Source organism: Mesorhizobium sp. M1365 (genome assembly GCF_040317865.1).
Classification (GTDB): domain Bacteria; phylum Pseudomonadota; class Alphaproteobacteria; order Rhizobiales; family Rhizobiaceae; genus Mesorhizobium.
Genome location: NZ_JAMYLG010000023.1, coordinates 37,409 through 63,426, shown reverse-complemented (window position 1 = coordinate 63,426; position 26,018 = coordinate 37,409). Strand labels below are relative to the sequence as shown.

Annotated in this window: 21 protein-coding genes and 4 pseudogenes; 11 read left to right on the top strand and 14 right to left on the bottom strand. The window is 58.1% G+C overall.

All coding sequences use genetic code 11. The features are described 5' to 3' along the window. The first annotated feature begins 51 nt into the window (after positions 1-51). Together iolE and NKH04_RS22200 are read left to right on the top strand one after the other, a co-directional pair. Positions 52-951 (top strand): myo-inosose-2 dehydratase, encoded by a 900-nt coding sequence (gene iolE, locus NKH04_RS22205; RefSeq protein WP_353044966.1) that lies wholly within the window; start codon positions 52-54, stop codon positions 949-951. A 3-nt stretch (positions 952-954) separates the two neighbouring features. After that, entirely contained in the window at positions 955-1,770 is an 816-nt protein-coding gene (locus tag NKH04_RS22200) for an SDR family oxidoreductase (RefSeq protein ID WP_352541473.1), read from the top strand. Positions 1,771-1,843: 73 nt separating this feature from the next. Here NKH04_RS22200 and NKH04_RS22195 read toward each other — a convergent pair whose 3' ends face one another. Continuing rightward, positions 1,844-2,719, bottom strand: coding sequence for a MurR/RpiR family transcriptional regulator (locus NKH04_RS22195; RefSeq protein WP_352449995.1), 876 nt, complete (start codon positions 2,717-2,719; stop codon positions 1,844-1,846). Between the two features lie 27 nt (positions 2,720-2,746). Between NKH04_RS22195 and NKH04_RS22190 the strand changes: the two genes are divergently transcribed. The 4 genes from NKH04_RS22190 to NKH04_RS22175 all read left to right on the top strand — a co-directional run bounded on the left by NKH04_RS22190 (position 2,747) and on the right by NKH04_RS22175 (position 5,546). After that, a complete protein-coding gene (locus NKH04_RS22190; RefSeq protein WP_352920909.1) occupies positions 2,747-3,274 on the top strand; it encodes a DUF5996 family protein in 528 nt (175 codons plus the stop codon). Positions 3,275-3,797: 523 nt separating this feature from the next. After that, entirely contained in the window at positions 3,798-4,046 is a 249-nt protein-coding gene (locus tag NKH04_RS22185; protein WP_352816193.1) for a helix-turn-helix transcriptional regulator, read from the top strand. Positions 4,047-4,110: 64 nt separating this feature from the next. Next, on the top strand, positions 4,111-4,356 hold the full coding sequence (locus NKH04_RS22180) for a helix-turn-helix domain-containing protein (RefSeq protein WP_352541475.1): 246 nt from the start codon (positions 4,111-4,113) through the stop codon (positions 4,354-4,356). Continuing rightward, positions 4,356-5,546 (top strand): tyrosine-type recombinase/integrase, encoded by a 1,191-nt coding sequence (locus NKH04_RS22175; protein WP_352541476.1) that lies wholly within the window; start codon positions 4,356-4,358, stop codon positions 5,544-5,546. Before NKH04_RS22180 ends, NKH04_RS22175 begins: the two co-directional genes overlap by 1 nt. A 494-nt stretch (positions 5,547-6,040) precedes the next feature. Here NKH04_RS22175 and NKH04_RS22170 read toward each other — a convergent pair whose 3' ends face one another. From NKH04_RS22170 to NKH04_RS22150, 5 genes and pseudogenes are all read right to left on the bottom strand, one after another. Continuing rightward, on the bottom strand, positions 6,041-7,102 hold the full coding sequence (locus NKH04_RS22170; protein WP_353044965.1) for a hypothetical protein: 1,062 nt from the start codon (positions 7,100-7,102) through the stop codon (positions 6,041-6,043). Further along, positions 7,092-9,212, bottom strand: coding sequence for an ORC-CDC6 family AAA ATPase (locus NKH04_RS22165; protein ID WP_353044964.1), 2,121 nt, complete (start codon positions 9,210-9,212; stop codon positions 7,092-7,094). Before NKH04_RS22165 ends, NKH04_RS22170 begins: the two co-directional genes overlap by 11 nt. Continuing rightward, positions 9,209-10,480, bottom strand: coding sequence for a metallophosphoesterase family protein (locus NKH04_RS22160; protein ID WP_353044963.1), 1,272 nt, complete (start codon positions 10,478-10,480; stop codon positions 9,209-9,211). The genes NKH04_RS22165 and NKH04_RS22160 overlap by 4 nt, the downstream gene beginning before the upstream one ends. Positions 10,481-11,050: 570 nt before the next feature. Then, positions 11,051-11,358, bottom strand: a pseudogene (locus NKH04_RS22155) (hypothetical protein); the annotation flags it as partial. Then, positions 11,358-11,594: pseudogene (locus NKH04_RS22150) on the bottom strand (transposase); the annotation flags it as partial. The pseudogenes NKH04_RS22155 and NKH04_RS22150, both read right to left, overlap by 1 nt. 181 nt (positions 11,595-11,775) lie before the next feature. Here NKH04_RS22150 and NKH04_RS22145 point away from each other — a divergent pair. Next, a complete protein-coding gene (locus NKH04_RS22145; RefSeq protein WP_353044962.1) occupies positions 11,776-14,547 on the top strand; it encodes a patatin-like phospholipase family protein in 2,772 nt (923 codons plus the stop codon). Between the two features lie 674 nt (positions 14,548-15,221). Here the strand turns inward: NKH04_RS22145 and NKH04_RS22140 are convergent. The 4 genes from NKH04_RS22140 to NKH04_RS22125 form a co-directional block, all read right to left on the bottom strand. After that, positions 15,222-16,637: a mannose-1-phosphate guanylyltransferase/mannose-6-phosphate isomerase gene (locus tag NKH04_RS22140; protein ID WP_353044961.1), complete on the bottom strand. Its 1,416-nt coding sequence runs from the start codon at positions 16,635-16,637 to the stop codon at positions 15,222-15,224. Between the two features lie 242 nt (positions 16,638-16,879). Continuing rightward, entirely contained in the window at positions 16,880-17,869 is a 990-nt protein-coding gene (locus NKH04_RS22135) for a nodulation protein NodZ (RefSeq protein ID WP_352704213.1), read from the bottom strand. A gap of 393 nt (positions 17,870-18,262) precedes the next feature. Continuing rightward, on the bottom strand, positions 18,263-18,745 hold the full coding sequence (locus NKH04_RS22130) for a hypothetical protein (protein WP_353044960.1): 483 nt from the start codon (positions 18,743-18,745) through the stop codon (positions 18,263-18,265). A 48-nt stretch (positions 18,746-18,793) separates the two neighbouring features. Next, on the bottom strand, positions 18,794-19,030 hold the full coding sequence (locus tag NKH04_RS22125; protein ID WP_353044959.1) for a hypothetical protein: 237 nt from the start codon (positions 19,028-19,030) through the stop codon (positions 18,794-18,796). A gap of 481 nt (positions 19,031-19,511) precedes the next feature. On the opposite strand from NKH04_RS22125, the pseudogene NKH04_RS22120 reads away from it, so the two are divergent. Beyond that, a pseudogene (locus tag NKH04_RS22120) lies at positions 19,512-19,813 on the top strand (nodulation factor ABC transporter ATP-binding protein NodI); the annotation flags it as partial. Positions 19,814-19,954: 141 nt separating this feature from the next. Next, positions 19,955-21,025, top strand: coding sequence for a GDP-mannose 4,6-dehydratase (gene gmd / locus NKH04_RS22115; protein ID WP_353044958.1), 1,071 nt, complete (start codon positions 19,955-19,957; stop codon positions 21,023-21,025). A gap of 123 nt (positions 21,026-21,148) precedes the next feature. Here gmd and NKH04_RS22110 read toward each other — a convergent pair. Further along, positions 21,149-21,418 (bottom strand): annotated as a pseudogene (locus NKH04_RS22110) (integrase core domain-containing protein); the annotation flags it as partial. Positions 21,419-21,976: 558 nt separating this feature from the next. Here NKH04_RS22110 and NKH04_RS22105 point away from each other — a divergent pair. Beyond that, entirely contained in the window at positions 21,977-22,249 is a 273-nt protein-coding gene (locus NKH04_RS22105) for a hypothetical protein (protein ID WP_353044957.1), read from the top strand. 96 nt (positions 22,250-22,345) lie between these two features. Beyond that, complete coding sequence (locus NKH04_RS22100; protein ID WP_353044956.1) at positions 22,346-23,071, top strand: thermonuclease family protein; 726 nt, start codon at positions 22,346-22,348, stop codon at positions 23,069-23,071. Here the strand turns inward: NKH04_RS22100 and NKH04_RS22095 are convergent. The 3 genes from NKH04_RS22095 to NKH04_RS22080 form a co-directional block, all read right to left on the bottom strand. Further along, a complete protein-coding gene (locus tag NKH04_RS22095; protein ID WP_502900516.1) occupies positions 23,068-23,190 on the bottom strand; it encodes a hypothetical protein in 123 nt (40 codons plus the stop codon). The genes NKH04_RS22100 and NKH04_RS22095 overlap by 4 nt on opposite strands. Before the next feature lie 386 nt (positions 23,191-23,576). After that, the gene (locus NKH04_RS22085) at positions 23,577-24,611 is read right to left on the bottom strand and encodes a toll/interleukin-1 receptor domain-containing protein (protein ID WP_352509250.1); all 1,035 of its coding nucleotides are present in this window, start codon (positions 24,609-24,611) and stop codon (positions 23,577-23,579) included. A 91-nt stretch (positions 24,612-24,702) separates the two neighbouring features. Next, complete coding sequence (locus NKH04_RS22080) at positions 24,703-25,809, bottom strand: hypothetical protein (RefSeq protein WP_353044955.1); 1,107 nt, start codon at positions 25,807-25,809, stop codon at positions 24,703-24,705. Positions 25,810-26,018: the final 209 nt, after the last annotated feature.

Below are 26,018 nucleotides of genomic sequence, written 5' to 3'. Positions count from 1 at the left end.
GTCGCTGCGCAGGCCGCCAGCAGCATTCGAAAATCATGATTGGAGATGACGATGAGAGCCAAGCTTGGCATCGCGCCGATCGCCTGGTGGAACGACGACCTTCCCGAACTGAGCGACGACGTCTCGCTGGAGGAGTGCCTGCGGCAGGCCCGTGAGGCCGGCTTCACCGGCATGGAGACTGGCCGCCGCTTCCCGATGGACGCGGCCGTGCTTGAGCCCATCCTGAGGCAGCATGCCATGAGCGTCTGTGGCGGCTGGTTCTCCGGCCGCTTGCTGGTCGGCAATATCGATGAAGAGAAGGACCGCATCGCCGCGCAGATGGAGTTGTTCAAGGCGACCAACGCGCCCTGCATCGTCTATGGCGAGACGGGTCGCACCATTCAGGGCGACCGCGGAACGCCGCTGGCTATGCGCCCGCGTCTCGACGACGATCAGATCAAGGCCTACGGCCGTAAGCTCACCACTTTCGGCGAATGGTGCGCGGGTCAGGGCATGCCGATTTGCTACCACCACCACATGGCCGCGCCGATCGAAAGCGAACAGGACGTCGATCTGCTGATGAAGCATTCCGGCGAGGGTCTGCCCCTGCTCTACGATGCCGGCCATATAGCCTTTGCCGGCGGCGACGTGCTGCGGGTGGTGGACAAGCACCACGCCCGCATTTCGCATGTACACACCAAGGACATCCGCCAAGCGGTCGTGGACGGGCTCGACCGCAGCCGGGAAAGTTTTCTCGACGCAGTGGTAAAGGGGGCCTTCACCGTACCCGGTGACGGCTCGCTCGACTTCGAGGCGATCGTGAAGCGGCTGGCCTCCTACGGTTACGAAGGCTGGTTCGTCGTTGAAGCCGAGCAGGATCCCGTCAAAAGTCCGCCACTCGAAATGGCGAAGATCGGGCATAAGGAATTGCGGCGCGTCATGGCCGCGGCTGGCTACACTGTGGAGAGCTGAAGTATGAATCGCATGGATGGAAAGGTCTGCGTTGTCACGGGTTCAACGCAGGGGTTGGGAGCGGCCATTGCGCGCCGGCTGGCGGAAGCCGGCGCTGCCGGTCTTGTCACTCTCGGCCGCAACGAGGCGAAGGGCCGTGCCGCGGCCGAGGCGATCACGCACGACACCGGCGTGCCTGTCCACTTTGTCAAGGCCGATCTCGGCAAAGTCGAAGATTGCCGAAGCGTGATGGCGGAGGCCGAGCGCGTTTATGGCAAGATACATGTGCTGGTGAACGCCGGTGCCCGCACGGACCGTGGCACCATCCTCGATACCTCGCCCGAACTTTTCGACGCCCTGTTCGCCGTCAACGTGCGCGGACCCTACTTCCTGATGCAGGAGGCCATCCGCCGCATGATCCGCGACGGCATTGAAGGCGCCATCTGCAACATCGGCTCGATCTCGGAACATGCCGGCCAGCCTTTCATCAACGTTTACTGTGCCACTAAGGCGGCGCTGGCGACGCTGACCCGCAACACGGCGTTTTCCGTGATGAAGAACCGCATCCGCGTCAACCAGCTTGATGTCGGCTGGATGGCCTCCGACCATGAGCGGGAGTTACAGGCGAGTGAGACGGGCGATTCCAATTGGGAAGCGAAAGCGGTCGCAAACCTGCCCTTCGGGCGCCTGATCGACCCCCGCGAGGTCGCGCGGGCGGTAAACTTCCTTGTTTCGGACGATGCCGGGCTCATGACAGGTTCGGTGGTGGATTACGACCAGACAGTCCTTGGTGCCGCATCCGGCCCCATGGCCGTGCCTGAAAAGGCGATGGCGTTTTAACCTTCCGACACCGATTGAGAATCGACGGCCGGAGGATCGCCGGTGCTGCGACAGGTTTCGCGGTTTGGAGTCCCTACCGCTCGGTAACCGTTGGAATGCGGGGATTGACTGCGTTGTTCTGAAGCCTGGCCGCCAAGGCCACGGTCAAAGCCTGGGCAAGACACATAGGAGCCGCCAGCGAGCGCGAGAAAGTGTATTCGTGCTCCGGAACGGCGAAGAGAACGCGCGCGCTCTTGGCCAATGGAGACAGCGTGCTGTCCGAGATCGCCACGATGGGTATACCTCTCCCCGCGGCTTCTTCCACAACATTGACGACCTCGTTCGCATAGAAGCGGAACGACACCGCAAACAGCAGGTCCGTCTTCCGCATCGCGCGGGCCATATGCGTGGCCAGTCCGCCGCCCGGATCCAGGAGCACGCAGCGCTTACCCAGCATGGTCAGTATATAGCGAAGGAGTTCGACGACCGGTGCCGAGCGAAGTTGTCCCATCAGATAGACGACGTCGGCCTTCTCGAGCAGGCTAACGGCTTCCGCCAGATCCTCGGGCTGAATACCGGTGAGCATCTCTTTCAGGGACGCGATGTCACGGACGACCAGATCGTGCATGAATCCCATCTCGCTGCGATCCGTCCGCTCCCCCAGTTCCTTCTCCAACGCCTTGACGCGGGCTTCGAAGCCGGGAGCCGCGGTGGACAATCGTTTCTGGAAGAGGCTCTGCAGGTCCTTGAACCCCTCATACCCCAATGCTTGGGCAAATCGGACGAAGCTGGACGCGTGAACGCCGCTGCCTTCCCCGATCGAGTTCACCGATCGCACCGCGACGTCATTCGGATTTTGGGTGAGATACAACGCAATCTTCTGGTACGACTTGCTCATCCCATCATACCGGTCGTGTATCACGCGGATGAGATCCTCATAGTCCTTGGGAGCCTCGACCTTCTCGTCCACGATGCACATCCTTGCAATTCTTGTTGCATGATGGCGTCTTTGAAGGTTTTTGACCAGCAGAGAGTTGTCAACTCTGTCATGGGGCCACAAGTTGTGACTTCCGGTCGTACTGCGCAGGTCAGCTTCGCGCTAGAAAAACGGATCGGAGCGCCGAAGAGTGCGCATCGCGCGTCCGCGCACCAAGAGGGCTGCGACGGGTCCGTGCGAAGGAGACGCGTCAGAGGAGCAGCGGTTTCGGACAGGCTTAGGAATAGAAGGCCGGAAAGTCGACCGCTCCACCGCCCTACCAAAAGGCTTCGCGGCGGCGAAGATCTTTGCCGACGCCGCCCACTACGACTTGGAGAATACCTGCTGCCTTATGCGATCCGCAGAGTTACCGATCCGGAAGCAAGCCTCATAGTCTTCTTGGAGAGCACATATCGCGCCGCCGCAGACCTCGCGGACTGGGATTCAGCCGGTCTCGAATGTGCATTCGGGCAACCTCTGCGACCACGGGCTCCGCAAGTGCTCTGTCGCGCCGACGTTCGCAACGGCAAGTCCGTCCTACGACCCTGAAAACATCATCGGCTGCGCTTCAGCGGTACTGCATTTGGTACTGCATCGCCAACTTAAATCCCATTAAGCTTTGATTTTTATTATCTTTTCCGGATCAGTCCGTCCAGTCCATCATCGTCCCGACTCGCAATTTCGAGTTCGTGGTTGCTCGATCTCGATTTGTTGTCAGGCCGCTTGCCGACGATAGCAAAAGAACGCCTCCTCGATAGGGGGTCTTGCGATGTAGCGGTCTAGCGACTCGGCCCCCCACATTTGCAGCGGAATATTCTGTGAGTATCATTTGTCCGATTTACACGTCGCTGTTCGCTTTTGCCGAACGAACTATTGAGGCAGCTTCCGCACAAAGCCACATCCTATTATGGCAGGATGATCTCGCCCTGTTGGGATGATATGGATATGCGGATCTGGTTGCACTCATGGCAACATAGCCCTGTTTCTTTGCCACGAAGCTGCCGAAGCAACTGCCTATTTTGGCTTCGCGCGGCTGCGGCTTTTGCGCGCCGATATCTCCGAGGCAGCGTCTATGAAGAGTGACGCGATTTCCTATCCGCCGAGAGGACTCTCTCGCGACGAAGCCGCACGCTACGTCGGTGTCGGATCGACGCTTTTTGAAGAGATGGTTGCTGACGGGCGCATGCCGAGACCTAAACACATCAACAGTCGGGCCGTCTGGGACCGTGTAGCGCTCGACATCGCGTTCACCTCGTTACCCGACAAAAACAACGGTCTGCAACAGCTTTTGGAGCGGAGCAAAAAGGAAGCAAGGAGATAGAATAGGCAGCTTGCGCATACGCTGCTGGCGTAATAAAGTCGCGGGCTCGTACGGAACACGCGACGTGAACGATCGTGAAAAGCTTGCGCAAGAAGTTAAAATTTGGCGCGCCAAGGCAGGATTCACGGCCGAAGCCGCAGCCAAGGTGCTTGGGATACCCAAGCGCACATTTGAAGGCATTGAGCAAGGCAGGGGCTTCCCTTACCCGTTGCTCCTTCGGGTCGCCATGGAGAGCAAAGGCCCTTCGCCTCCGGCGACGATCGAGGTGCCCCGGCGCTTGGAACAGCAGAAGGCTGGAAGGAGGGCTTAATGGGCCGGCCATTCAAGGATGACAAATATCCCGGAGTCTCGTCGCGCCTAAAAGGCGGTAAACTCGTCTATCGTTACCGCGGCAAGGGAAAGCCCGAAATTCGGCTTCCAGGCCGGCCGGGTGATCCAGAGTTCGAAGCCGCCTATGGACGGGCAACTCAAGGCCAGAGTCAGAAGGCCGTGATCATCGACTTGCCTGGACGGGCGTTGCCAAAGACTTTCGGTCATGCTGCCCGCCGACTTGAAACGACGATGGAATGGCTGGACTTCGACCAAGCGACCCAGCAGAAGAATGCTCGGCTTATTGAACGCTTCCTTGAGATGAAGGTCGATCCCGCCTATCCGCTGACCTGGCGCGACACGCCGATCGAGCATCTCGATGCCGACCGTCTGCGTGCGATTATCGAAGGCGTCTTTGGCACCAGACGGACAGTCGCAAAGCACCTGCTGGTAGCGATCAAAAAGCTCCTTTGGGTGGCGATTGACGTTGAGAAGTGGATCAAGCCGCAGGACGATCCTTCGCTGTCAATTCGCGTTCGCATTCCCAAATCGACGGCCAATCCCGGGTGGCCGATGGCCATTCGTGAAAAGTTCGAGGCGCGCCATGCGGTCGGCTCGGCGGCGCGCACCTGCTATGCCCTCGGCTTCTGGCTCGGGAATAGACGCGGCGATATCGCCACACTGGAATGGGAAGATCTGGTCAGCGAGGAAATCGAACTGTTCGATGGCTCGCTGGTTTTGATCGAGGCCTTCGAGTTCCGGCAGAAAAAGAACCGAAACCGCCACGGCGGCAGGGAAGTGTTTATCCCCGTCGTGGACAAGCTGGCGCAGGCTCTGGAGCCGCTAGACCGTTCGAAAGGTGGACCGGTATTGAGGAATGGCTATGGGCGTCCGTTTGCGGAAAAAAGCCTCACCGGCATGATGGCACATTGGAACAAGCAGGCCGGCATTCCGGAGGGCTACACCCTGCACGGGCTCCGGCGTACCTTCGGCACGTATCTCGCCGAATGCAACATCCAGGCACGCGCCATTATGGAAGCGATGGGACATTCCTCCATGACGGTGACGGACGCGTACGTACGGGAAGCCAACAAGAAGCGGATGGCCGTCGATATCGCTCGCGCGATCAACGAGCGGGAGGCGAAACGCGACGCCATAAAGCAGCGGACACCGCTTCGCGTCATCAAGTGAATGGTTTCAATTCGGACCGGTGCAGGGCGGCTTATCGGCCGCCCTTTTTTGTTGGGCCCATAATCGGCCCAAAACGTTTTGGGCCGAGGCCACTTTTTCGCACTAAAATCAAAGATCTTGGTGGGCCCGGAGGGTATTCAGAAAGGCATCCAAATCAATTGGTTAGAGATCAGTGGGACTTAAGAGTATTCAAATCTTTTCCAATGTTTTTCGATGTTGTTGTCCCACTCAGAAGTGCCTCAATCGACCAAGCCGACGCACTGAGCGCCTCACTCGGAAGGGAGGTTTGCGCAAGGCGAAAGGAAGATCGCGTCGGTGTGCAGCCTTCCTGAGAAAGGTCGCGGTAGCGCCAACTGCTGACGCTCAGCGCGAAGACAATCAAAGTCCTGTTATGGGGCCGTTTGCTGTCCGGCAGCTTCGCGACAGGAACAGGGCCAGAGCGGAGGTTCGAGGGTGGCGCTGCTCGGTAGAGCTGCCACTGATTTGCAAGCTGTTCAAGGCACGTCGATATAGCTGCATGGATCGAAGCGATCTTCTACCTGCACAAAAAGCATACGGCCGCTCGGCTCGACATCGACAGTCTTGTACGAGACCGGCACGCGCGTGAGCACTCCCATCTTCGTTTCAGCGAGCGCGGCGACTGCCAGTGCAATCGCGTGCGGTTTGGAGCCGAGTGCCATGCCGGTCGTCCCGACACTGGGACCTGACCTACAGAACGCGACGGCTTCTTGCGCGACGCCGATAACGTCGCAAAGGCCATGGTCAGTTCGTGTTACGTTGGGTGCAGACATGAGATCATTCAGCGCCGAACGTTCGCTCGCAAGCATGGGAAGATTATCGTTCGGCGCGGTTTCTTCAATGAAGATGAGCTTCAGCCTTCCCGGTTCAACGCGTTCAATGAAAGGCAGGGACAATCCCAATTCGCCGCCCATCGCCACGATCAGGTCAATGGTTCCCGGCAGATACTGCCCCGCAGTCAGGTACGGAATCAGAGTTGAGCGCCAATCCCCGAGTGATATAAGTGAGCGCGGACCACCAATGGCTGGCTTTGAGCCTTCCAGTGAGGACGCCTCTTGGTTGAGATCGTATTTTCCTCCCGCATAGATGCAGTCAAAGCACGCAAAGTAGTCTCTCGTAAAACCTAACCCAATCAGGAAAAGCAAATAGCTCTTCGGAATGCACGTTATGTCTATCAGAATCCGCAGGGGGCGCTTGACAGCTACATATTTCTCGCGAATCCAAGCCTCCAAGGTCGAGAAATTCTCCTGAGAGTCCGTTGAAGGCGCTAAGCTCACTGTCTCGGCAATCGTCGCAAACTTCCTGATTTCTGCGAGCATCGCCAACTTCCTGTCTTCGATCGCGTCGTTCCATGACTTGAACTTGATTAAGCTTAAGCGGGGCAGGTCGCCCGAAAGTGTGGCCAATGCCGCTGTTGCGCGCGTCTCCCAACTGAGCGCGGCGATCAGCAGGTCATATTTGCGCGGCGGCCTCCAGTCGACAGTCAGGTCTTGCTGCCGAACGGTCAGCGATCCGATCGCTGCCTCCTTAGAAATCATCGTGCAATTCTCTAAATGGGAGGGCAATCTGCGCGTCACCGAACTTCCCCGCCATTCCTGCCATAATCTTCGCCCAGGCGAAGGGGCTCAGTTCCTCCGGCTTCAGACATAACTGACTGATCTCGTTCGGAGTTAGCCGGACCGCCTCATAGGCACCACGATACGAGAAACGGAAATGAGGCGCGAATCGCCTATGGAGCCGGAAGGCGAGCGCTTTCGAAACATTGTCCGCTTGGACTGCGCGTACGGCCCTAGGCGTCTCAACAATCCGGAAATAGCCGGCCAGAACGGCCTGTTTGAAAGCGGCTTGTACAAACGCATATTCGTCTTCTCGGGTTTGACTGGAGGCAGGGGGATAATCAATCAAGAAGACGCCACGTTCTGCTGCTCCAAACACGCGAGGGTCACCGGGATTACTTTGGAGAAAGGCGGTTAAGTAACCTAGGCCGTTAACAAGGCGCCCAACGACGTCCGAGTCAATTTCTGATCTTGCTGCAATTCCGTCCAAGTACTTCTCACTCGCGGAATAAATGCCATCATTTTGAATCTGCGCGGATATCTGCGAGCGTGAAGTTACGAAGCGTGCGAGGTTTGCTGGATCATTACTGTCGAGCTTGTGGAAATCACCGTACTTCTCAAAGATCTCGCCCATAACCTCGAGGAAATCTCTAATCGAACTATCGGCAAGCGCGATCACAACGTTCGCGCCGGCTAGCGGGATACGCCGCGCACGCAGGCTTGCCGCAAAATGGAGCAAAGCGTTTTGTTGTTTGCGACGAATCCAGGCATTGAACGCCTGGTCTGAATAGATCGTTCCGTATTGGTCGAGTCGAGCGATGTCCTCTGGCCCGAAGCTGGCGCTGAAGGCTTCCTCGCGTCCCCGCCAATGAAGCAGAAGATAAGCCTCGTAGTAAGGCAGGCGTCCACCTTTGATGTCGAATTTGCGCGCACTCCGCGGATCTATCTTTCGGACGGCTCGTAGAAGATGCTCTGCTGCGGATTTCACTTGCGCAGCCAACGGGCGATGTGACCGACTGACCAACTGTCCCATCATCTCGTTGACGTCTCGCGATCCCAGTCGTTGGTCAAGATCGAAGAAGCGCGAAATCTCTTCCTGGCTGGTGAGCGTTCGTTGATCCTTGGGAAGGGAGAAAAGCAATCGCAGGCTCACTACAGACTGACAGAGTGCTTTGAAGTCGATGGTATCGCGACTGTCGAGTGACAAAACTCGACGGTCTGCATCGGTAAGTGGCTGCGCTTCAATGAACGTGTCGCTGTCGTCCTGAACCGAGCCCACAGAGCTAATTACCCAGGAAATCGGCGCGCGGCTGAGCCTCACCAGCGTGTTGAGACTCTTCCGCTGGATAAAACTCAATGCTTCACAGTCATCAAGACAGAATTTGAAGCTGATCGACCGAGGTTCGAACTGAGTTACCAGATGGACCGATTCCGCGAGGCGCTCCATCAGGAAAGAGAGCAACTGATAAGGTTCACGTGCGGGCAAGGTCTCGACGAACGCAGCCACTGATCCGCGCCCGCAAGCCTCATTCATGCGTCGTACAATTATGCGGAACACGCGAGCGAGTTCAAGAAACGTCCTCGGCGCTTGGTTGGAGAAGGTGGCAATCTCAGGATATTCGGTCGCGCAATCCTCTACGATGCGAAGCTCTTGGCTGGGCTGATAGATTACTGACCCCAAGACGCGCAGCGAATGGCAGGCATCAAGTGCTCGTTCGGCGCATGTTAGTTCCACAGCCAGTGAAAAGAAGCGATGATATTCGAGTACCGGATTTGGCGACCTCGGAAACTGTGCTTCCCATCCGTGATGAGACATTGACGCCGAAACGTGATCCGGAAAGCGGACGTAGATACCCAGGTGCTGGAAATCCGCCAGCTTACGCTGCAGACGGAGCGACTCATTCTGCGACAGGTCTTCCCAGCAGATCGCCTTCAGCAGCGTTGTCTTGCCGACTCCTCGCCCACCATAGACGAACACCGATTTGTCTCCAGCCAACTCCTCAGCAGTAGAGGTGAACCATATCAAGGGACGACCATCACGGTGGTGTTCCCAACGCGTGGGGCGAAAAGGGTTCAAGCCATAGTCGTTCATATCTTGGCCCGTACTATCCAGTGCGAGGCATCGAATTCATAATTTTCGACAGCTATAGATTCGTCTGCTAGAAGAAGTTCTATCGCTTCTCGCAGACTCTCTTCGAGATCAATGGAGAAGAACGCCGGATTGTGATTGACCAAGTCACTCCAATAGCTTTCGCCAACCGACAGAAGATGGCTGTATATCCTCCCCAAGCTAGGATCATGTGAACGTCTGCGGTGCCCAAGAAGAGGGATCGTACAGGGGCTGCCTCGATGCAGGACGCCCGACGCATTGAACCGCCAAGGGTAAATCCGGCACGAGAGTGGCAGCCCCTTCCTGGTGTAGTTAATCTCGATCAGGTTAAACCCATCTGTTGCCGCGGGGGCAGAGATGGTGATTAGACATTGCGATGACGGCGTCGACAGGATCTCGATCGGATCCTCGTGGATGTGACCGTGCAGATACAGGATTGGACGACGTGTCTCCAGTAGAGAGGCACGAAATGCACCCGAATTCACCAGTTCAGTATACGGAGCTAGGCGAGTGAGCCTCTGTGGAAGCAAATTGTGGTGCGCAGCGATTATAAGTAGCGCTTGGGGTTCGGCGGTTGCGGCGTGTTGGACGATTTCTCCAATGCTCTCGTTGGAGAAGGCAGGCGTGTCAAACTGCCGATCATAATAGGCTTGCAGCGCCGAAGCGCCTCCCGCTGCAATCGCCGTCTCGATAGCCTTTCCGATCCCTTCCCTGAACTCAGACGGTATGTATTCCGCCGCGCCACAACCCCAGCAACTGTTCATCAGATTGATATCCGCAACAGAATTGCCTTTGCGCACCGCCATCGAGATGGTCCGCTCAACGGGGAGCATGGGCAAGCCGTTCTTACGAAGATGATCGTTCAGCGGCGCAAATTTCGTCGCCAGGCCTGGCTGTTTCGCGAGATCCCGGTTGATGTCGTGATTTCCCGGCACGATACCAATCTTAACTGCGGCATGATTTCGGTTGCCGCCGATCTGCAGCGAATTGGCAAGAAAGGCAGACGAACGTTCGTAGTGGTCGAGCGCGCCACGGTCCGTGAAATCGCCCATGAAGATCAGTGCGTCTATGCCGCTCTCATCAAGCAGCTTGTAGATCTGTTTGAAAACCACCTTCGTTGGTATTGCCGAGATGACGTTTCGTAACTCGACGGAAAAGGCAGAATCCTTCTGGTCGACATTTCGCTGCGCAAGCGCAGCGGTTGGAAGATGGACATCACCAACCTGCAATATGCGGATTTTGGAAAGCATTAAATAAATTTCTGTCTTGAACTATGCCGTATCACAATTGAGCATCCATCCTCGCCGTTCTGTACCTAATGTAGGTCCGACCCCAGCATCGGTTCAGAAGTGCCACAGAGCGGCAGCGTTTGATACGCACGGGGATAGAATGTAGATCGGGTAGAATTCGTTAGGAAGCCACTTCAACGTCTATGTCGGCGAACGACTGATAGATGCCGTACGGCAGAATGCTACCAAGGGCAACACAGGGTTATGATTTCCGGTTCATCGCCGCTGCAATAACCGATGCGTCACAGACGCTGCACTTCGCGCTAGACTGCAGCTGCGGCATTCTCGATCATACGCTCAACTATCCTGTTCACACGTCGTTGCCGCCGTTCGCCGCACCTATCGATCGGAGGCCTTCCAGCCTCGCGGTGGCCGCGCTATGTGTGGCTGCACGCAACCTTGACGACGAACAGGAGCAAGAATAGACGATAGAAACAGGCACAAGATCGCCCTCCCCTGTCCTTGGATCGTGTTCATGCGAGAACAATCAACTGAGTGCTGCGGGTAGCGATTGGTCCACTTCAGAGCGAAGTTGGTCAAGTGGAAGTGGCCGACGAGGCGACCTGCAGTGCCAAGGACAAACCCAGCCGCGACCACAGGCTGGGTCGTTCTCATCATGCCCCTCCCAGGAGAATTCCGCGCAGGCTGAACCATCGCGGGTGCCATAGCGGAGTCGAGGAAGCTCTTGAGTGCGCCGAAGGCGATCTCGCCATCCGCCGAGCCTTTGAATGTCAGATGGGCTTCCTCGACGAGATCGAGGAAGTAGTTATCCCAAACATCCATCTCGATGATGCGCCAGCGGCCGGCGAAGGCCTGGCGAAGCCGGGAACCTTGGCCATCAGCCGGTCTCCGCCATGAGCTTTGGCAGTCGCACCAGATTGTAGGCAGCGGCTGCGAAGGTGAAGGCCGATCCGAGACGGTCGCGGCCGCGGAACCTGGTCTTGTGCTGGCCGGCCACGACCTTGATCCAACCGAACGCCTCTTCGATGCGCTTCCTGATGCGCTGGCTGACGGCATAGCCGCCATGTCGCGTCGTGCGCCCGTCGACCGCGGAACTGCGGCCGCTCGTGTTCTGCGTCCGCATCCGCCCTGGTGATGTAACACCGACCGGCGACGAGCGAGACCCGGGCCCGCCTGCTGCGATGGTTAGCTAGGCGGGTGCTCGTCCGGCCGTCCCAAGTCTCGCTCCGCGTTTTCGGGACGCGACGCAAGAATCCTGCTATCGTTGGCAACATGGCGATCCTCCTTCTGCTCTGATGATGATGCCGGTCGACAACGGTGATCAAACTGTCTTCGGGGAAGATGATGTCCTGAAAGAAGAACTGATCGTCCTCCGCGGGCGCGAACTGCGCACAGATAGCAAGTGCGAGGGGTCAACCGCCTCCGAAAAGCGTCGCGACTACCTCATTGGACTGGGCCTTTCCGGCGGTGGTATCCGATCTGCCTGCGTGTCGCTCGGGGTTCTACAGGTTCTCGCCGCGCACAAGATGCTGAAGCATTTTGATTATCTGTCCACCGTCTCGGGCGGCGGCTACATCGGTGCCGCCCTGGCCCTGCGATATGCACAGAAGGCTCACAAGGAGAGCGATCCCGACGCTGCCTTTCCCTATCCCGACGAGAGAACGGGCGAGATCGAGCACCTTCGTCATCACGCCACTTACCTCGCCCCTCGCGGCGTGCGCAGTTTCGCGACTGGCTTCGTCGTCGTCGCCCGCTCGCTCATCCTGAACACCTTCATCTGGATAGTGATCGGCGGCATCGTGCTCGCGCTGCTCATGCTGCCGTTGGACGAAGGTCGTCAATGCTGGATTCTTCCCGATACTTTGTGCACCGCCAAACCCAACGCCTTCTTTGACTGGCTTCTGGTGCTCGCCGCGGGACTGGGGCTTGTGCTCCTCGCATTGATGGCGGGCGCGTCGCTCTCGAGCTGGTGGGTGAAGGGCCACAGGCAGCCACAGCGCGCCTGGTGGATAAAACACGTTTTGCTTCCGGCCGTCATAAGCGTTCTGCTGTTGATCATCTGCTATGCAGTGCTACCGCAAGATGCCTTTCTGAAGCCCTCCTCTGCCATCAAGGGACACCATGTCGTCTTGCTGGTCATCCCCGTCGGCCTCCTTTTGGCGATCGTGGTGCCGTTCCTCGGTCCCAAGTTCCCACGATGGTTCCTGCTACTTTTGTTAGGAACGGTGAGCGGGATAGCGGCATACCACGGCAGTAAGTCTCACGCATTATGGGCACTGGCGCTTGCCAGCGGCGCGGCGACGGTATTCGTCCTGCGGAATATCATACCCGCCAACAACAACAATCAGGAGGTTCCTCACGAGTCAGTCGCTGCGGACACTGACGAGTTTACCAACCAGGTCCCCTCGCACAAATACATGCGCCGGCGGTTTCTCGATTCTTGGTCGGGAGCACTCGTGGTGGTCGCACTTGCCTGCGGTGTCGTCGGCCTAGTGCCGATGACAGGATGGCTGCTGCAAAAGCTATTCGGCGGCGTAGGCACAGACGAAACCAACTATGACGAGAGTCTCATATCGCTAATCAACTATATGGGGGCCGCGGCCTCGGCGCTTTATGGTTATTATCAAGCGCACCTGAGAAAGAATTTCGGGATCGGCACCGCCTTTGTAGTGGTTGTAGGCTCGGTCCTTCTTTGCTTCGCGACCCTGGTTTTTGCGCACCGAGTCGCGCTCGACTTGGTCGATGCCTCTCGCAGCCTCAGGATTAACTTATGGACCCTCCCCTGGCACCAAGGGGTCCCGCTGGCGGCGGCAATCGCCGCACTGGCACTTGGTTTTTTTGTCAATACAAACGACCTGGCATGGGGACGTTTTTACCGTGACCGCCTGATGGAGGCCTTTATGCCGAACCTGAGGCAAGGAGTTGGAGGCGCTGTGCAGGTGGGCCATGACCAACCCGCCAGCACTGCCGACCGCTATCGGCTGTCGGCAATCGCACATGATCACCCGCTCCTTGGCCCCTACCCGCTGATCAATACCAACGTCCTCGCACGCAGGTCGCCCGACTTCCGGCAGCGGCGACGTGGCGGGGCGAACTTCGTGTTGAGCCCGCGCTACTGCGGCTCAGACTTAACTGGCTGGAAACACACAAGTGAGGTGCTCGACGATCAGCTCACCGTCCCGACAGCGATGGCAATCTCTGGCGCCGCGGTTAATCCGGGCGGCGGTCTGGCGGGTCAGGGCGTTACCACGAATTATGGCGTCGCCGTCGCGATGTCCCTGCTCGGTCTCCGCCTGGGCTACCACTTCAGGTGGCACGACAAGGGAGGTGTTGCGCACGTCGCCCGACGCTTCCTGAACCCGTTCGGCAATCACTTCATCCCGGCTGCCAGCGAGATTGGCGCCGAGTTGCTCGGGATGCGCTCGCACCATCCCAACTTCGTCGAGCTGTCTGATGGCGGTCACTTCGAGAATCTTGGACTCTACGAGCTCGTTCGTCGGCGCTGCGGCCTGGTCGTAATTGTTGATGGCGGCGAGGAACCTGGGGCCTCCTACGCCGCCTTCACATCGGCGATGACGCTCATTCGCGAGGATTTCGGCGCCACCATTGAGCTCGACCCGAGGGCAACACCTGCCCAGGTGGTCGCCCGGTCGGTCGACAACGAATATCCTCGCGCGGCCGAGTTCGCGAACCGGGGTTACTTCCTCGCCTCGATTCGCTATGCCGCGTCGGATCAGGTCGGCACCGACGCGGGGTGGCCGCAAACAGGGCTGCTGATCTATCTGAAATCAGCGATGATCAAATCCCTGCCGATCTCGGTGCGTGGCTACAAGGGGGCAAATCCGGACTTTCCGTACCAGTCCACTGCGGACCAGTTCTTCTCGCCCGAACAGTTCGAGGCTTACCGGCAGCTCGGTATCGGAATCGCCGAGCAGATGCTCGACGAGACCAAGCTCGGGGAGCTCTTCGCGCCGGAAGAGAGCAGCCGTCCGACGTTCGGGGATCTAACTGCCCGCTTCGTTGAACAGCCGGACCTCTGCAAACCGCCGATTGCAGACCCAGTTTAAGCCAAGACCAACGGCTGCTCTGGGTCATGAATACCGGTTCCGGCGAACGTCCGCTATCCGGGAGCAAAATCAGGCTGCGAATGTCTGCCCAGGGTCAGGAACGCTGGTTGCGGTGAACGTCGGCTATCGGGCAGCGAAAAGGGCTGGTGAAGGGCGGCTTAGGGTCATGATTTCCGGTTCATCGCGCTGCAATGACCGATGAGTCACAGACGCTGCATTTCACGCTAGACCGCAGCTGCGGTATTCTCGATCATACGCTCAGCCATCCTATTCGCGCGTCGTTGCCGCCGTTCGCCGCACCTATCGATCGGAGGCCTTCCAGTCTCGCGATAGCCACGTGTGTGGCTGCACACAACCTGACGATGAACAGGAGCAAGATTAGACATAGAAGCCAGCACAAGATCGCCCTCCCCCCTGTCCTTGCTCGTTTTCATGCGAGAATAATCAACTGAGTGCTGCGGGGATAGCGAGGCCGATTTGGCCCACTTCAGAGCGAAATCGGCGATAAGCCATTGACATTAAAGATTTTGGTGGGCGCGGAAGGTGCTTGGAAAGTCAGAAATCAAAGGCTTATTCCCGATTCCACAAGCATCCGGTCCTGAGTGGGCAGACGGCCTTCCTAATGGTAATTAGCCAGCGACACGTTGACCGTTCTCGTCATGCGCGGGTGAAATCTACGTTCGACCATATACGTCGTCGAAGCGAACGATATCATCCTCGCCGAGATAATCGCCGCTCTGCACTTCAATGATCACCAGGTCAATTCTGCCTGGGTTCTCCAGCCGATGCTTATGGCCGCAGGGGATGTAGGCTGATTCGTTTGTCGCCAGGAACAACTCCTGCTCGCCATTGACGATTTTCGCGGAGCCGCTGACCACGACCCAGTGCTCCGAACGATGATAGTGCATCTGCAGGCTCAGCCGCCGACCGGGCTTCACCTCGATGCGTTTGATCTTGAAGCGCTCGCCTTCCTCAAGAACCGTGTAGGTACCCCACGGCCGGTGTACCGTGCTATGGACCAGGTGAGCTTCATTTCCGGAAGCCTTGAGGCCCTCGAACAGCTTCTTGACGTCCTGAACGCGGTCGCGGGATGCGACGAGCAAAGCATCCGGGGAATCCACGATCACCAGATCGCTGACGCCGACCGTTCCGATGACGCGCTTGTCGGAGCTCACGTAGCTGCCGGTCGTGTCGACCATGTGAACATCGCCGCGGATCCTGTTCCCGCTTTCGTCGGGGGCGATCAAATCGGCCATTGCGTTCCAGGATCCAATGTCGTTCCAACCCATGTCGCAGGGAACCACGGCAAGTTTATTCGTCTTCTCCATGACAGCGTGGTCGAGCGAGATTCGCGGCGCGGAGCCGAAATGCTCAGGCGCGAGTTCGATTTTGGCAAAGCCTTCGCCTTGACTGAACCGGCCGTTCTCGTAGCTGTCGGAGACGGCCTGGATCACCGCGGGGCAATGCGATGCCATCTCGTCGAGCATGGTTTGTGCGCTAAAGCAGAAAATGCCGGCATTCCAGAAGAAGCGCTTGGACGCGACATAGGCTTTGGCTGTGTCTAGATCCGGTTTTTCAACGAAACGGACGACTTTCTCACCATCCGCTTCGATATAGCCGAATGCCGTGTCCGGTCTGGTTGGGGTGATGCCCAATGTGGCGATCCGCCCGAGCTTCGCATGTTCGATTGCCCGGCCCATGACGTCTAAAAATACAGGCAGGTTTCCAACCATGTGATCGGCCGGGAAGACGCATAGAATTGCGTCAGCGCCTTGCGTTGCCCGGGCATGGATCGCGGCTGCCGCCACGGCGGCGGCCGTATCCCGGCCTTCAGGCTCGAGCAGAAACGTGCGTGGCAGAACCACGGACTCTAGTTCGTCGAAGTCGTCCTTGGTAAGGAAGAGGTGTTCCCCAGATGTCACGGCGACGAGTTCCACTACGCCCTTTATCGAACCGGCGCGCAACACAGTGTGCTGCATCAGTGAATGCCCGTCTGCCACTTTGAGGAAAGGTTTAGGGTGCGATTGCCTTGAGGCGGGCCATAGCCGCGATCCGGCTCCGCCGCTGATGATGACGGGAACCACTTTCATATAACAACCTCGATTTCGTCTCTGGAGTGATTGCCCGCGCCCTTTCGAGCGTTAGCGTCACGATCGCCGTCGCTCTGGCTTGGTCTGCGGCCTCCGAGTAACAGCGAAGTTCTGGCGCGTTGCCGAACGGCCTCAGATGACGACGCTATCGGTATCGTACGACGCTTCCATGGCCTCGATGAGAAATGGACATTCAACTATGCCTGTTGGTTGCATCCGCCGAATTGTGCAGGTGACGGGTCTTAACTGAGACCAGAGATTCTTTGGCTGTCTTCTATCAAAATCAAACGACTTGGCTCCTTCAGATCGAACTCAATTACGCGTGGTACGAAAAGGCGTGCATATCGTGTAAAGGCGCTCGTCGGAGGAAACCGAATTACAGTATCGCAGCGCCCGAGAAGATACATCTCAACGAGGGCGGAAATTGCGCCGTCCATCCCAAGTGCTGCAGTGTGTAAGGGGCCGTCTTGATCGGATCGGAAATGCTTGGGGACGGTGAGAAGATCGGGAAACCTGGCCGACAGGTGATCCAGGATTTGCGCGCTGTCCGTGCACAAGAACAGCCGCACAGGCTTGGGGTGCGGTAACGCTTTAGCCTTATCAACCGCAGTGCACACTTGTCGAACGGCGAACTCCGGATCGGCCCAGTAGGGCGCATGGTCCATGATGTCTTCACCGTTACCATGTCGAACATGAACCCCGATGATGCTGTGCCCCTCAAAACATTCTTGGTAAATGGCATCTATGCGTGTTTGAATTTCAGACCGAGGCTTGACACTCTGGAAGACCTGCCGCTCGGCATCCTCATCGCAGCGCCACATCAAGCAAGCGTCACACACTACTGTGTTCGCTTCGACATCGTGTTCGGCCTGAAAGAGCTCGCCCAACTCGTCGCGCTCTTGGAAAATCTGCTCATCTGGGCGGTAAAGGCAGTCGATCGCTGGCCTATTCCACCACTCCGGGAAGAATGGACCCGGGAAGGAAAAGTCGTTGATCCGGTCGTCGCAAATAGCCGGTACGCCAGCGATGTCATTGATCGGTTCGAAGAACACCGGAAAGGCATTTGTGAAGGGTTGGTCGAGATAGCAGGACCCGCGCCAGTCGACGGCTAGCGTTCGTCCTGACCGCTGAGCGTAGCGCCAAGCGGCCGCCAGCGACCATAGACAATCACCGAACCCCGTACGCCTCTGAGAGACGACGAACCTGCGCTTTACCAATCCACTGACCTGCATTTTCGGAAATTTCGTTTCAGAGACGAGGTTGCATCTGGCTTGGGATCTCTTAATCGGTACTAGTCGACCGTTACGCCGGGCGATTTGGTAGAGGCTGCGCGTGGGGCAGAAGAGCTCCCTCTGCACTGCCTATCCTTATCTCTGTGACGCTCGCAAATCTTGACGCCGGGTACTCCCGCTTCCGGTTAAATTCAGCGTTCTCTAATGCGCCGGGCGACATCTGTAAAATTGATTGCGTGGATGTGGCCCATCCATGTGTTGGATACTAAGGCATTCCTTGACGATGGGCCTCTGCTGACGCGAGGCCGCGCTTTGCTAAGCGAAACAGCCGTTCGAGGCAGTCCACAAAGTCCCTTTTTCAAGTCCAATTCTTAACTGCCTCAACGTAACATGTCATTTGCGGGCGTTTCCTGAAGGACGGATGTGCAGGACCCGCCAGCCGTCGAATGTCAGGCGCAGGCCATCCACGTCATTTATGGCCATCATGGCGTCCGGTCCCATCGAAAGATGCGACACGGCGCCCTCTGACGCTTTCAAGTGCGCCAACATGGCGCAACTCGTGTCGACCGGATAGCTTTCGATCCGGCCGGACTGAGCGACTGGCACGCGATGCTGTGCGACGACGGCCGAGAGAGGAATTTTGCGTCTGCAGCCATGTGGAGGATCGTTCCGACGGTCCTGCGGGTTCTCGGTGTCGGAGCCGACACCTGTGCGAACCCGCTCTCGTCCGTTTTCGACAGGCCCTTGAGGTTCATGACCCTGTTGTTCGCCGAGATCACCCGCCAGTTCAGCGATCCAGGTGAAGATCGGCACGCCTGTCGATGCGGCGATCATCGCCTCGGCCAGCGAAGATGATGAAGAGGGCCATTGGGTCAAGTACAAGCGCCGACCAGCGTTTCATTGCTTCAAAGCCCATTTCGGTGCCTACGCCGATACGGCCCTTGTCGAGGAGATCGCCGTCACGGCGCCCACACCGAGGACGGCAACGCCGTTCCTGATGCTCTGCCCGACAATCCCGGCGAAGTGTTTGCCGACAGCGCCTACCGAGGCAATCATCTCGGCGACGCGGTGCGCGCCAAGGGTGGAAGGCCGCGCATCGTCGCAACCGCTGTGGGGGCGCGACGAGGCCGAAAGCTCGATGCCTGGAACCAACCGATCCACAGGATTTGTACTCGGATCGAGAAGATCTTCGGCACCTGTAGCCGGATGCGATGGCGAGGGCTGGCAAAGGCGGCCGTTCAATTCGCCGCACTGCGATCGCCTACAGTATGAAACACAGTTTGATGGTCGCCTCGTCCCCCAATCGTTGAAGCCCAGCTACCGTTTTCGGGCTAGCGCGCCCGAAATTCCTTGGAGGTCAATACGTAATGCCCTACCCGGCTTTTCGCCGCCGTCTCAAATGTGCGGTTCGCCCAAAGCCCCCGACTGCCACGAACTTTGTCTTCGCGCGGAGCGAAACCTCGCGCCCACGACTTTGTGCCGCCGATGTGCCGCGCTGCCCTGTCAAACAATCCATTTTGTGGATGCACCTCATCCAAACAATCGATTTCACTGATCAAAACAATTTCCATTAGAAGACGCTGAAGCAGGCAATGATTAAGATTACTTGGTTAGCGCAAGAGAGCGGTAAGGTGGAGTTGTCGGCTTGGACCCACATGCCCGCCATTTTATCTGGGAATGGCTACGTGCCCTGTTGGCGCAGGGCAAGACGATTCTACTGGCCACCCACTTCGTGGAAGAAGCGGAGCGGCTATGCAACCGACCTGCGTGCTTGAGAACGGACGTGCGTCCTCACTCGCTGATTGATGAGCAAATCGGGTGCGACGTGATTGAAATCTATGTCGCTCACCCCGTGAGCTGAGTTCGGCACTCAGGCCGCATGTGCGACTTAGGCAGGTTAGCGGCGAGACTCTGTTTTGCTATGCCTCCAAGCAGGAGCAGGTGTGCTCGCTGGCTGACACTGTCAATGACGAGCTCCGCGCCGCATCTGTCGAAATCCTACCATAGGGTATGGGGCGGGCCGCAGTTTGCTGGCGGTGTGGCGAGCCGGAGTCGAAACTTCAACTATAATAGAGCAGGAAGAAAATGGGCGAGAATAGGAAAGTTGCTCTGGTTACGGGCATAACGGGACAGGATGGTGCCTATCTTACCCGTCTTCTGCTGGAAAAAGGCTACGTCGTTCATGGGATTAAGCGACGTTCCTCTTCCTTCAACACGGGTCGCATCGAAGACATCTACCAAGACCCGCACGATCCCGATCCGCGCCTAATTTTGCATTACGGTGACCTCACTGATGCGACTAATCTCATCCGAGTAGTTCAGGAATCCCAGCCAGACGAGATTTACAACTTGGCCGCTCAGAGCCATGTCCAGGTGTCGTTCGAAACGCCGGAATACACAGCAAACGCCGACGGTATCGGAACATTGCGACTTCTTGAGGCGATCCGCCTCCTCGGTCTGAAGGACAAGACCCGCTTCTATCAGGCCTCGACTTCAGAGCTCTACGGCCTCGTGCAATCCGTACCGCAGAACGAAACAACGCCCTTTTATCCGCGCAGCCCTTACGCCGCCGCCAAGCTCTACGCCTACTGGATCGTGGTCAACTATCGCGAGGCCTATGGTATCCATGCTTCCAACGGCATTCTCTTCAATCATGAAAGCCCACTGCGCGGCGAAACTTTTGTGACGCGCAAGATCACCCGCGCCGCCGCTGCTATCTACCTCGGCAAGCAGGACAAGCTTTATCTCGGCAATCTGGATGCTCAACGCGATTGGGGCCATGCGCGTGAGTACGTGCGTGGTATGTGGATGATGATGCAGCAGGATCAACCGAATGATTACGTGCTGGCGACGGGCAAGACGACCCCTGTCCGCCAATTCGTCGAATGGGTTTTCGAAGATGTCGGCGTCGAGCTCGAATGGCGTGGTGAGGGAGTCGACGAAAAGGGCTATGATGTCGAGACCGGCAGATGCCTAGTCCAGGTAGACCCACGCTACTTCCGCCCCACGGAAGTCGATCTTCTCCTGGGCGATGCCACCAAGGCGAAGGAGAAGCTCGGCTGGGTGCATGAGACATCCGTGCGCGAGCTCGCCGCGGAAATGGTGCGGGAAGACCTCAAGGTCATGCAGACATCGGTAATCATGAAGGAAGCATAATGTACGATCTGAAGGAAAAGCCGTGTGGGTCGCGGGCCACAAGCATGGGTGGGCAGCGCTGTTGTAGGCCGCCTCGCGTCTGAAGACTGCAAAGTTATGGCCGCCCTGACGTTTCCCCCAATTTTATCCAGTCGTGAGTTCGTTTCCGGGGGTGGATTTGCCCTGATGGCCGGTGGACGCGACGGGTGCTGGCGCGGAGCGTTTCACGTTGCGCAGCGCGAGCGACCGTCGCGGGTTGAAGGTCGATGCACATTCGTTGGGTGTCTGCCATCCGATGTGCGAGTGCGGACGCGCGCCGTTGTAATCGGCGCGCCATACATTGAGCCTCGCGCGGGCCTGGGCCAGGGACGTGAACCGCGTCTCGTTGAGGAGTTCATCGCGAAGGGGGCCGGAGCCAGCGGGCTTGATTGGGATGGCCCGCGCGGACGGTCAAGGCTGCGCCGGCCGACCAGGCGGAGGGACCACCTCGGTCAACGGCACGGCCCGATGACGGCGTGCCGATGTACCACAACATACGGCGAGATAGAGCCTTCCGGCGTCGCGGAAAAAAAGCCCGCCGGTTTTGAGCCAGCGGGCAAGTTCTGGAGTGGCTGAGATCAACCCAGCATCAGTCAACGACCGGCGGAAGGGTTGGTTGCAGTGGATGCCAGCTAGCCGCAGCATGCTGTGAATCGTAGCAAAGTGAAAAACAAAACTCTGGACTTCTAGGTCGGACTCGCCCCAATATTTGTTTGGGGGATTCACATGAAAATTGGAGCACTCATCGCAAGTGCAGCCCTGTGCGTCAGCGGCTGCTCTACGAGCGCTGTCGTGTCGGACAGCGATCTCACGGCAATGAATACCGTTGCGCTATGTCACGTTCTCGCCAGCAGCACGGACGAACAGTATCGTAGTCGGGTAGCGGCCCTTCTAGTGCGCAGGCGCGCAACAGCAGAGAAGTGCACCAGGCTTGTGAAAACCGACAATGCTGTCGCGACAGGCATAGCGGTCGCGGCTGTCGGCGGCGCAGCTGTGGGTGTCGCTGCCAACAACGGCTATGGAGGCGGAACATATTACCGGTCACCGCCACCACAAATCTATGGCGTCGCGTGGGACCAATTCTATGGCCAGAACTACAGCGTTATCTGGCGCTGCCGCGACCGCTCCACCGGGCGGTTCGTTGACGATTACTATTGCGCCGGCCTGCCCATGGTCGACAGCGCATGGCCGGGCTGGTCGGCGTAGCGGATGAGCAGGCCATACCGCAAATATCGATCCAATCGGTGGCAGAGACCCACCGGTGCCAAGCTGTGGCGGCGCCAACTTGCGAGCGTGCCGGCAATGCTCAGTCTTACGGCAGCGGCGGCGGTGGCCGCCTTCCTGGCGCCGTCGGGCGCGCAACGTAGCGACGATGCATCAAAGGCCAGCCCACGAAGGGCGGCGCCCGCCTTGCTTACCGGTGTCGCATCCGTCATTGACGGCGATACGATCGAAATCCACGGCCAGCGCGTCCGCTTCAACGGCATCGACGCGCCAGAGAGCCGACAGCTGTGCCGCGATGCGAATGGCGCCGAGTATCCTTGCGGCCGGCGATCGGCCGAAGCGCTGGACACTTTCCTGGCCGCGTCGAGGCCGCTCGAATGCACATTCGTGACGTGGGACCGCTACCACCGCTTTGTCGGCGATTGTCGGCGCGCCGACGGCGCGGGCGTGGCCGCCTGGATGGTCAAGCACGGCCAGGCGCTGGATTGGCCTAACTACAGCCAGGGCGCCTATGCGGGGCAGCAGGCGCAAGCCCAAGCCTCAAAGATCGGCCTGTGGGCCGGGACGTTTCAGGCACCCTGGGAATGGCGCGCTGCGCACGCCGACGCCGCGGCGCCGTCGAGTCGCCCGCTGGGCATCATCAGCCGTAAGCTGGTCGCGCAGAGCGGCTATTCTTGCGAGCCGCGGAGAACGTGCAAGCAGATCGGTTCCTGCGATGAAGCCAACTGGTACCTGCAAAACTGCTCATGGGGCGGAAAACTCGATCGCGATAAGGATGGGATCCCATGCGAAACACTCTGCTAGCTGAAATGTAACGGAGTAAGCGCGCCACGGCCGTGGGTCGCCTGGTTGAAGACGCCGAAAAGCTGGACGATGTTGGTGATGTCGGTCTCGATGAAGACCTCGAGCTTGTCGTGCAGCATCCCCTTCTTGCCGAGAAGATAGCGGATTTTCGCCTTGCGGGTGGGCTTGCCTTGGGCGTGCGGTCACACTGGGGGTCGGCGCCTTCGACCTCGCCCTCTTCGGCCAAACCTCCAGGATTTCCGTGAATATCTCCCGCGCACTGGTGCAAAAGTGGCGTGCGGCGTCAGGGTTGATTGGGTTCAACGCAAAGATCGCACCCCTCCATCGGTCGCACAGGTCTTCGGAGAGCCCTGTAAGATATGAATGCCGGTGCCGTCCGCCGGGATGTCGCCAGCGGAATCGTGCCGTCTACCCTCGCTGAGGAGTTCAGGATGCCCGGCAGGGGATGCGCTCCCTGAAAAACGCCTAGCGCGACGGGGGCTTTATCATATCGGTCGCGCCGAAATTAGTTCAGGTTGTCTTCCCAGAACTCCAGGTCGTCCGTGTCCATCGTGTTGCCGGAGCTCTCGTGCTCCTTCACAAAGTCTGCCGCCTCCTCGCTTTCGAGGAATTCGTCGAGCGCCCTAACGGCCGCCTGCACCTTTTTCAGCTTCTTGCCTCGCCATAAATACGCATGCGGCGGATCGGGGTCCATGATGTTGTATTGGATCGCCATTTCGGCATTCGATTTCTGGTCGCTATCGTACCAGACAATGGGGACGGCCTTCCCATAGAGGTCCATGATGAGATTGCGGTAAAAGTAAATGCTGACTCGTGGTCGAAGGTCGACGATCGTTTTCAGGATTTCCTTGAACCGGGCCTCGGCATCGACGCTGGTTTTCTTGGACATGATGGCCTTGACTGCAACAGGGTCCTTCGCGGCCTTGAGCTCTTCGATCGTTTCGCTCGCCTCGTCATACACATCTTGGAGGCCTGCCAGTTCCTGTTTCAGCTCCGCGAGCTCGTCTTGTAGGGCCTTATGCTCGGAGGCGGACACGTTGGTTGCGGGAGCTAGGTTCTTCAATAATTTCTTCAGGTCGACCTTCCACGCCGCCCGCTTCTTGTCCCAGTCATGCTCAGTCCGCGGTTCAAGTGCGGTTCCAGTCCCCTGAATCATTTGGCGTAGATCGACGAGCTTTGCATCGTTGTCGATGCTCCACCCCTGCTTCAGCCCTAGCGTACCAGAGACAGCGCTGAACCTGATCGGCGGCACTACGATGGGGAGCGCTTTCAACGATTTCGCCCAGGTGGCGCCAAGTTCCATCAGGCAGAACCAACTCTCCATGTAACACGGTGTCATCATTAGGATGACGAGCTTCGGGCTCTGTATCTGCTTCTTCATGTAATCGTTGAAGTCATCTCCAAATGGGATGTTTTGGCCGTCGACGCTGGAGCAGAAGATCGATTTGGCGGGCACGCCGATAGCCTCTTTCAGGAAGGCAACGAACTTATTGGCAAGCGCAGCGTCGGCCACTGCGTGGCTGATGAAGATGTCGGTCATTGAGGCCCCCGATAGAGGTCGGCAAGTTATCTGCGCCGGGCTCCCAAATGCAAGTGCCGCCAGCGTTCCGCTGCCCCCTTGTCAGAGCATTTCAGTTTTCGAGCTTGGGTGCGACGCGATTGGCATCCGCCCATTCGGCGAGTGCATTGCTCAGGAAGAGACGCGCATACTCGCGTTCTTCATCTTTTCCGGTGACGCGCGAGAAAGCGAGCGAAATTCCGTCGTTCCGGACGTGGCGGTCCACAGTGAACGGATGGGGCTGGAGCCGATCCCGCGCCCATTCCTTCATGTCTTCGATATGGGTGTCAGCAAAGAAAAAGCAGGCGGCCGACATAGCCCGTCTCAGCTTGTCCATCCGCCTCGCGGCTTCGCCGATGTACCTGACCGCCTTGGCGGCCTCCTTGCGCTGCAACAAGCTAATAGTCGCCTCCATGGCCTTTTCTTCGTCGTCGCAGCCGTCGAAGGAAAGAAGCCACTGTTCGTAGCGCCTGACTTCGGTCAGGAACTTGCAGCTTGCGCCAACCAGCGTGTCACCGCGCATGCTTCCGAAGTAGCTGTTCCGCGCGAGCTTCTTCGGGAGCCGGGGATCGAACTCGGCAGCCTCGTTGTCGACCATTTCCGTCAGGACGTATTCGCCGCCGGCCTTGCGGACCTGCCGCAGGGCTCTGTGGATCGTCGGCGCGTCCTTCCGGAAGTCATGGAAGATGCCTTCGATCTCGGTTGCGATCGGCTTCAGGGCTTCTAACTCCCGCAGCATGCTGGGAACGTGCGTCAGCCGCGCCATCAGGAAGTCTTCCTGATGCCTCCGCTCGTCGTCCTGCTTCTTTTTTGAGAACGCGGCATGCTTGACCTCCGCTGAGGCGCAGTCGTGGCCGATCACCGCGATGCACTGGCGGTTGAAGATAAAGACGAAGGAGCCTTCGAGAAATTTCTCCCGCCGCTGGCACATCGGACAGGGAATGTAGTCGCCCTCGGGCCGTTTCTTTCGATCCACAGCGAACGTGTGGATGATTTCGAATGGCTCATTCTTGTTCACGCGACCCCAGTAAAGTCCGGGGAAAGTTTCAGGCTGATAGGACTGCTTGACGTGTTCTATGAACTGGTCCCGCAGATGATAAGGAGCCTCACGGTAGGTTGCGTGGCCAGTGTATTCCTCAGGAAACGTGTACTCTATTACATTGCGAGCGGATGCTTCCATGGTTGGGTTCTCGTCCCTGTTGTTGCCATCGTCTCCTCCCTGGCAGGTTGCGACTCATGCGAGTCTTGCCGTGAATATAGAAGATTCGCGGTTGTAAACGGAGTCCGAAAACACGTTTTCTGTCAGTAGACGGTGGAACTTGGGGATTAATGGCAATGGATGGGAAGCCGCCGTCAATCATCGTAGATTGGGAACAAACACGTCCTTGA

Bases quoted from the DNA above. Each gene is read 5' to 3' on its own strand.
- NKH04_RS22080 (WP_353044955.1), bottom strand. From the start codon at position 25,809: ATGGAAGCATCCGCTCGCAATGTAATAGAGTACACGTTTCCTGAGGAA.
- NKH04_RS22190 (WP_352920909.1), top strand. From the start codon at position 2,747: ATGATGGCGTCTTTGAAGGTTTTTGACCAGCAGAGAGTTGTCAACTCT.
- NKH04_RS22085 (WP_352509250.1), bottom strand. From the start codon at position 24,611: ATGACCGACATCTTCATCAGCCACGCAGTGGCCGACGCTGCGCTTGCC.
- NKH04_RS22100 (WP_353044956.1), top strand. From the start codon at position 22,346: ATGCTCAGTCTTACGGCAGCGGCGGCGGTGGCCGCCTTCCTGGCGCCG.
- NKH04_RS22165 (WP_353044964.1), bottom strand. From the start codon at position 9,212: ATGAACGACTATGGCTTGAACCCTTTTCGCCCCACGCGTTGGGAACAC.
- NKH04_RS22200 (WP_352541473.1), top strand. From the start codon at position 955: ATGAATCGCATGGATGGAAAGGTCTGCGTTGTCACGGGTTCAACGCAG.
- NKH04_RS22135 (WP_352704213.1), bottom strand. From the start codon at position 17,869: ATGCAGGTCAGTGGATTGGTAAAGCGCAGGTTCGTCGTCTCTCAGAGG.
- NKH04_RS22095 (WP_502900516.1), bottom strand. From the start codon at position 23,190: ATGCTGCACGACAAGCTCGAGGTCTTCATCGAGACCGACATCACCAAC.
- NKH04_RS22185 (WP_352816193.1), top strand. From the start codon at position 3,798: ATGAAGAGTGACGCGATTTCCTATCCGCCGAGAGGACTCTCTCGCGAC.
- NKH04_RS22145 (WP_353044962.1), top strand. From the start codon at position 11,776: ATGATGATGCCGGTCGACAACGGTGATCAAACTGTCTTCGGGGAAGAT.
- NKH04_RS22170 (WP_353044965.1), bottom strand. From the start codon at position 7,102: ATGATTTCTAAGGAGGCAGCGATCGGATCGCTGACCGTTCGGCAGCAA.
- NKH04_RS22140 (WP_353044961.1), bottom strand. From the start codon at position 16,637: ATGAAAGTGGTTCCCGTCATCATCAGCGGCGGAGCCGGATCGCGGCTA.
- NKH04_RS22175 (WP_352541476.1), top strand. From the start codon at position 4,356: ATGGGCCGGCCATTCAAGGATGACAAATATCCCGGAGTCTCGTCGCGC.
- iolE (WP_353044966.1), top strand. From the start codon at position 52: ATGAGAGCCAAGCTTGGCATCGCGCCGATCGCCTGGTGGAACGACGAC.
- NKH04_RS22160 (WP_353044963.1), bottom strand. From the start codon at position 10,480: ATGCTTTCCAAAATCCGCATATTGCAGGTTGGTGATGTCCATCTTCCA.
- gmd (WP_353044958.1), top strand. From the start codon at position 19,955: ATGGGCGAGAATAGGAAAGTTGCTCTGGTTACGGGCATAACGGGACAG.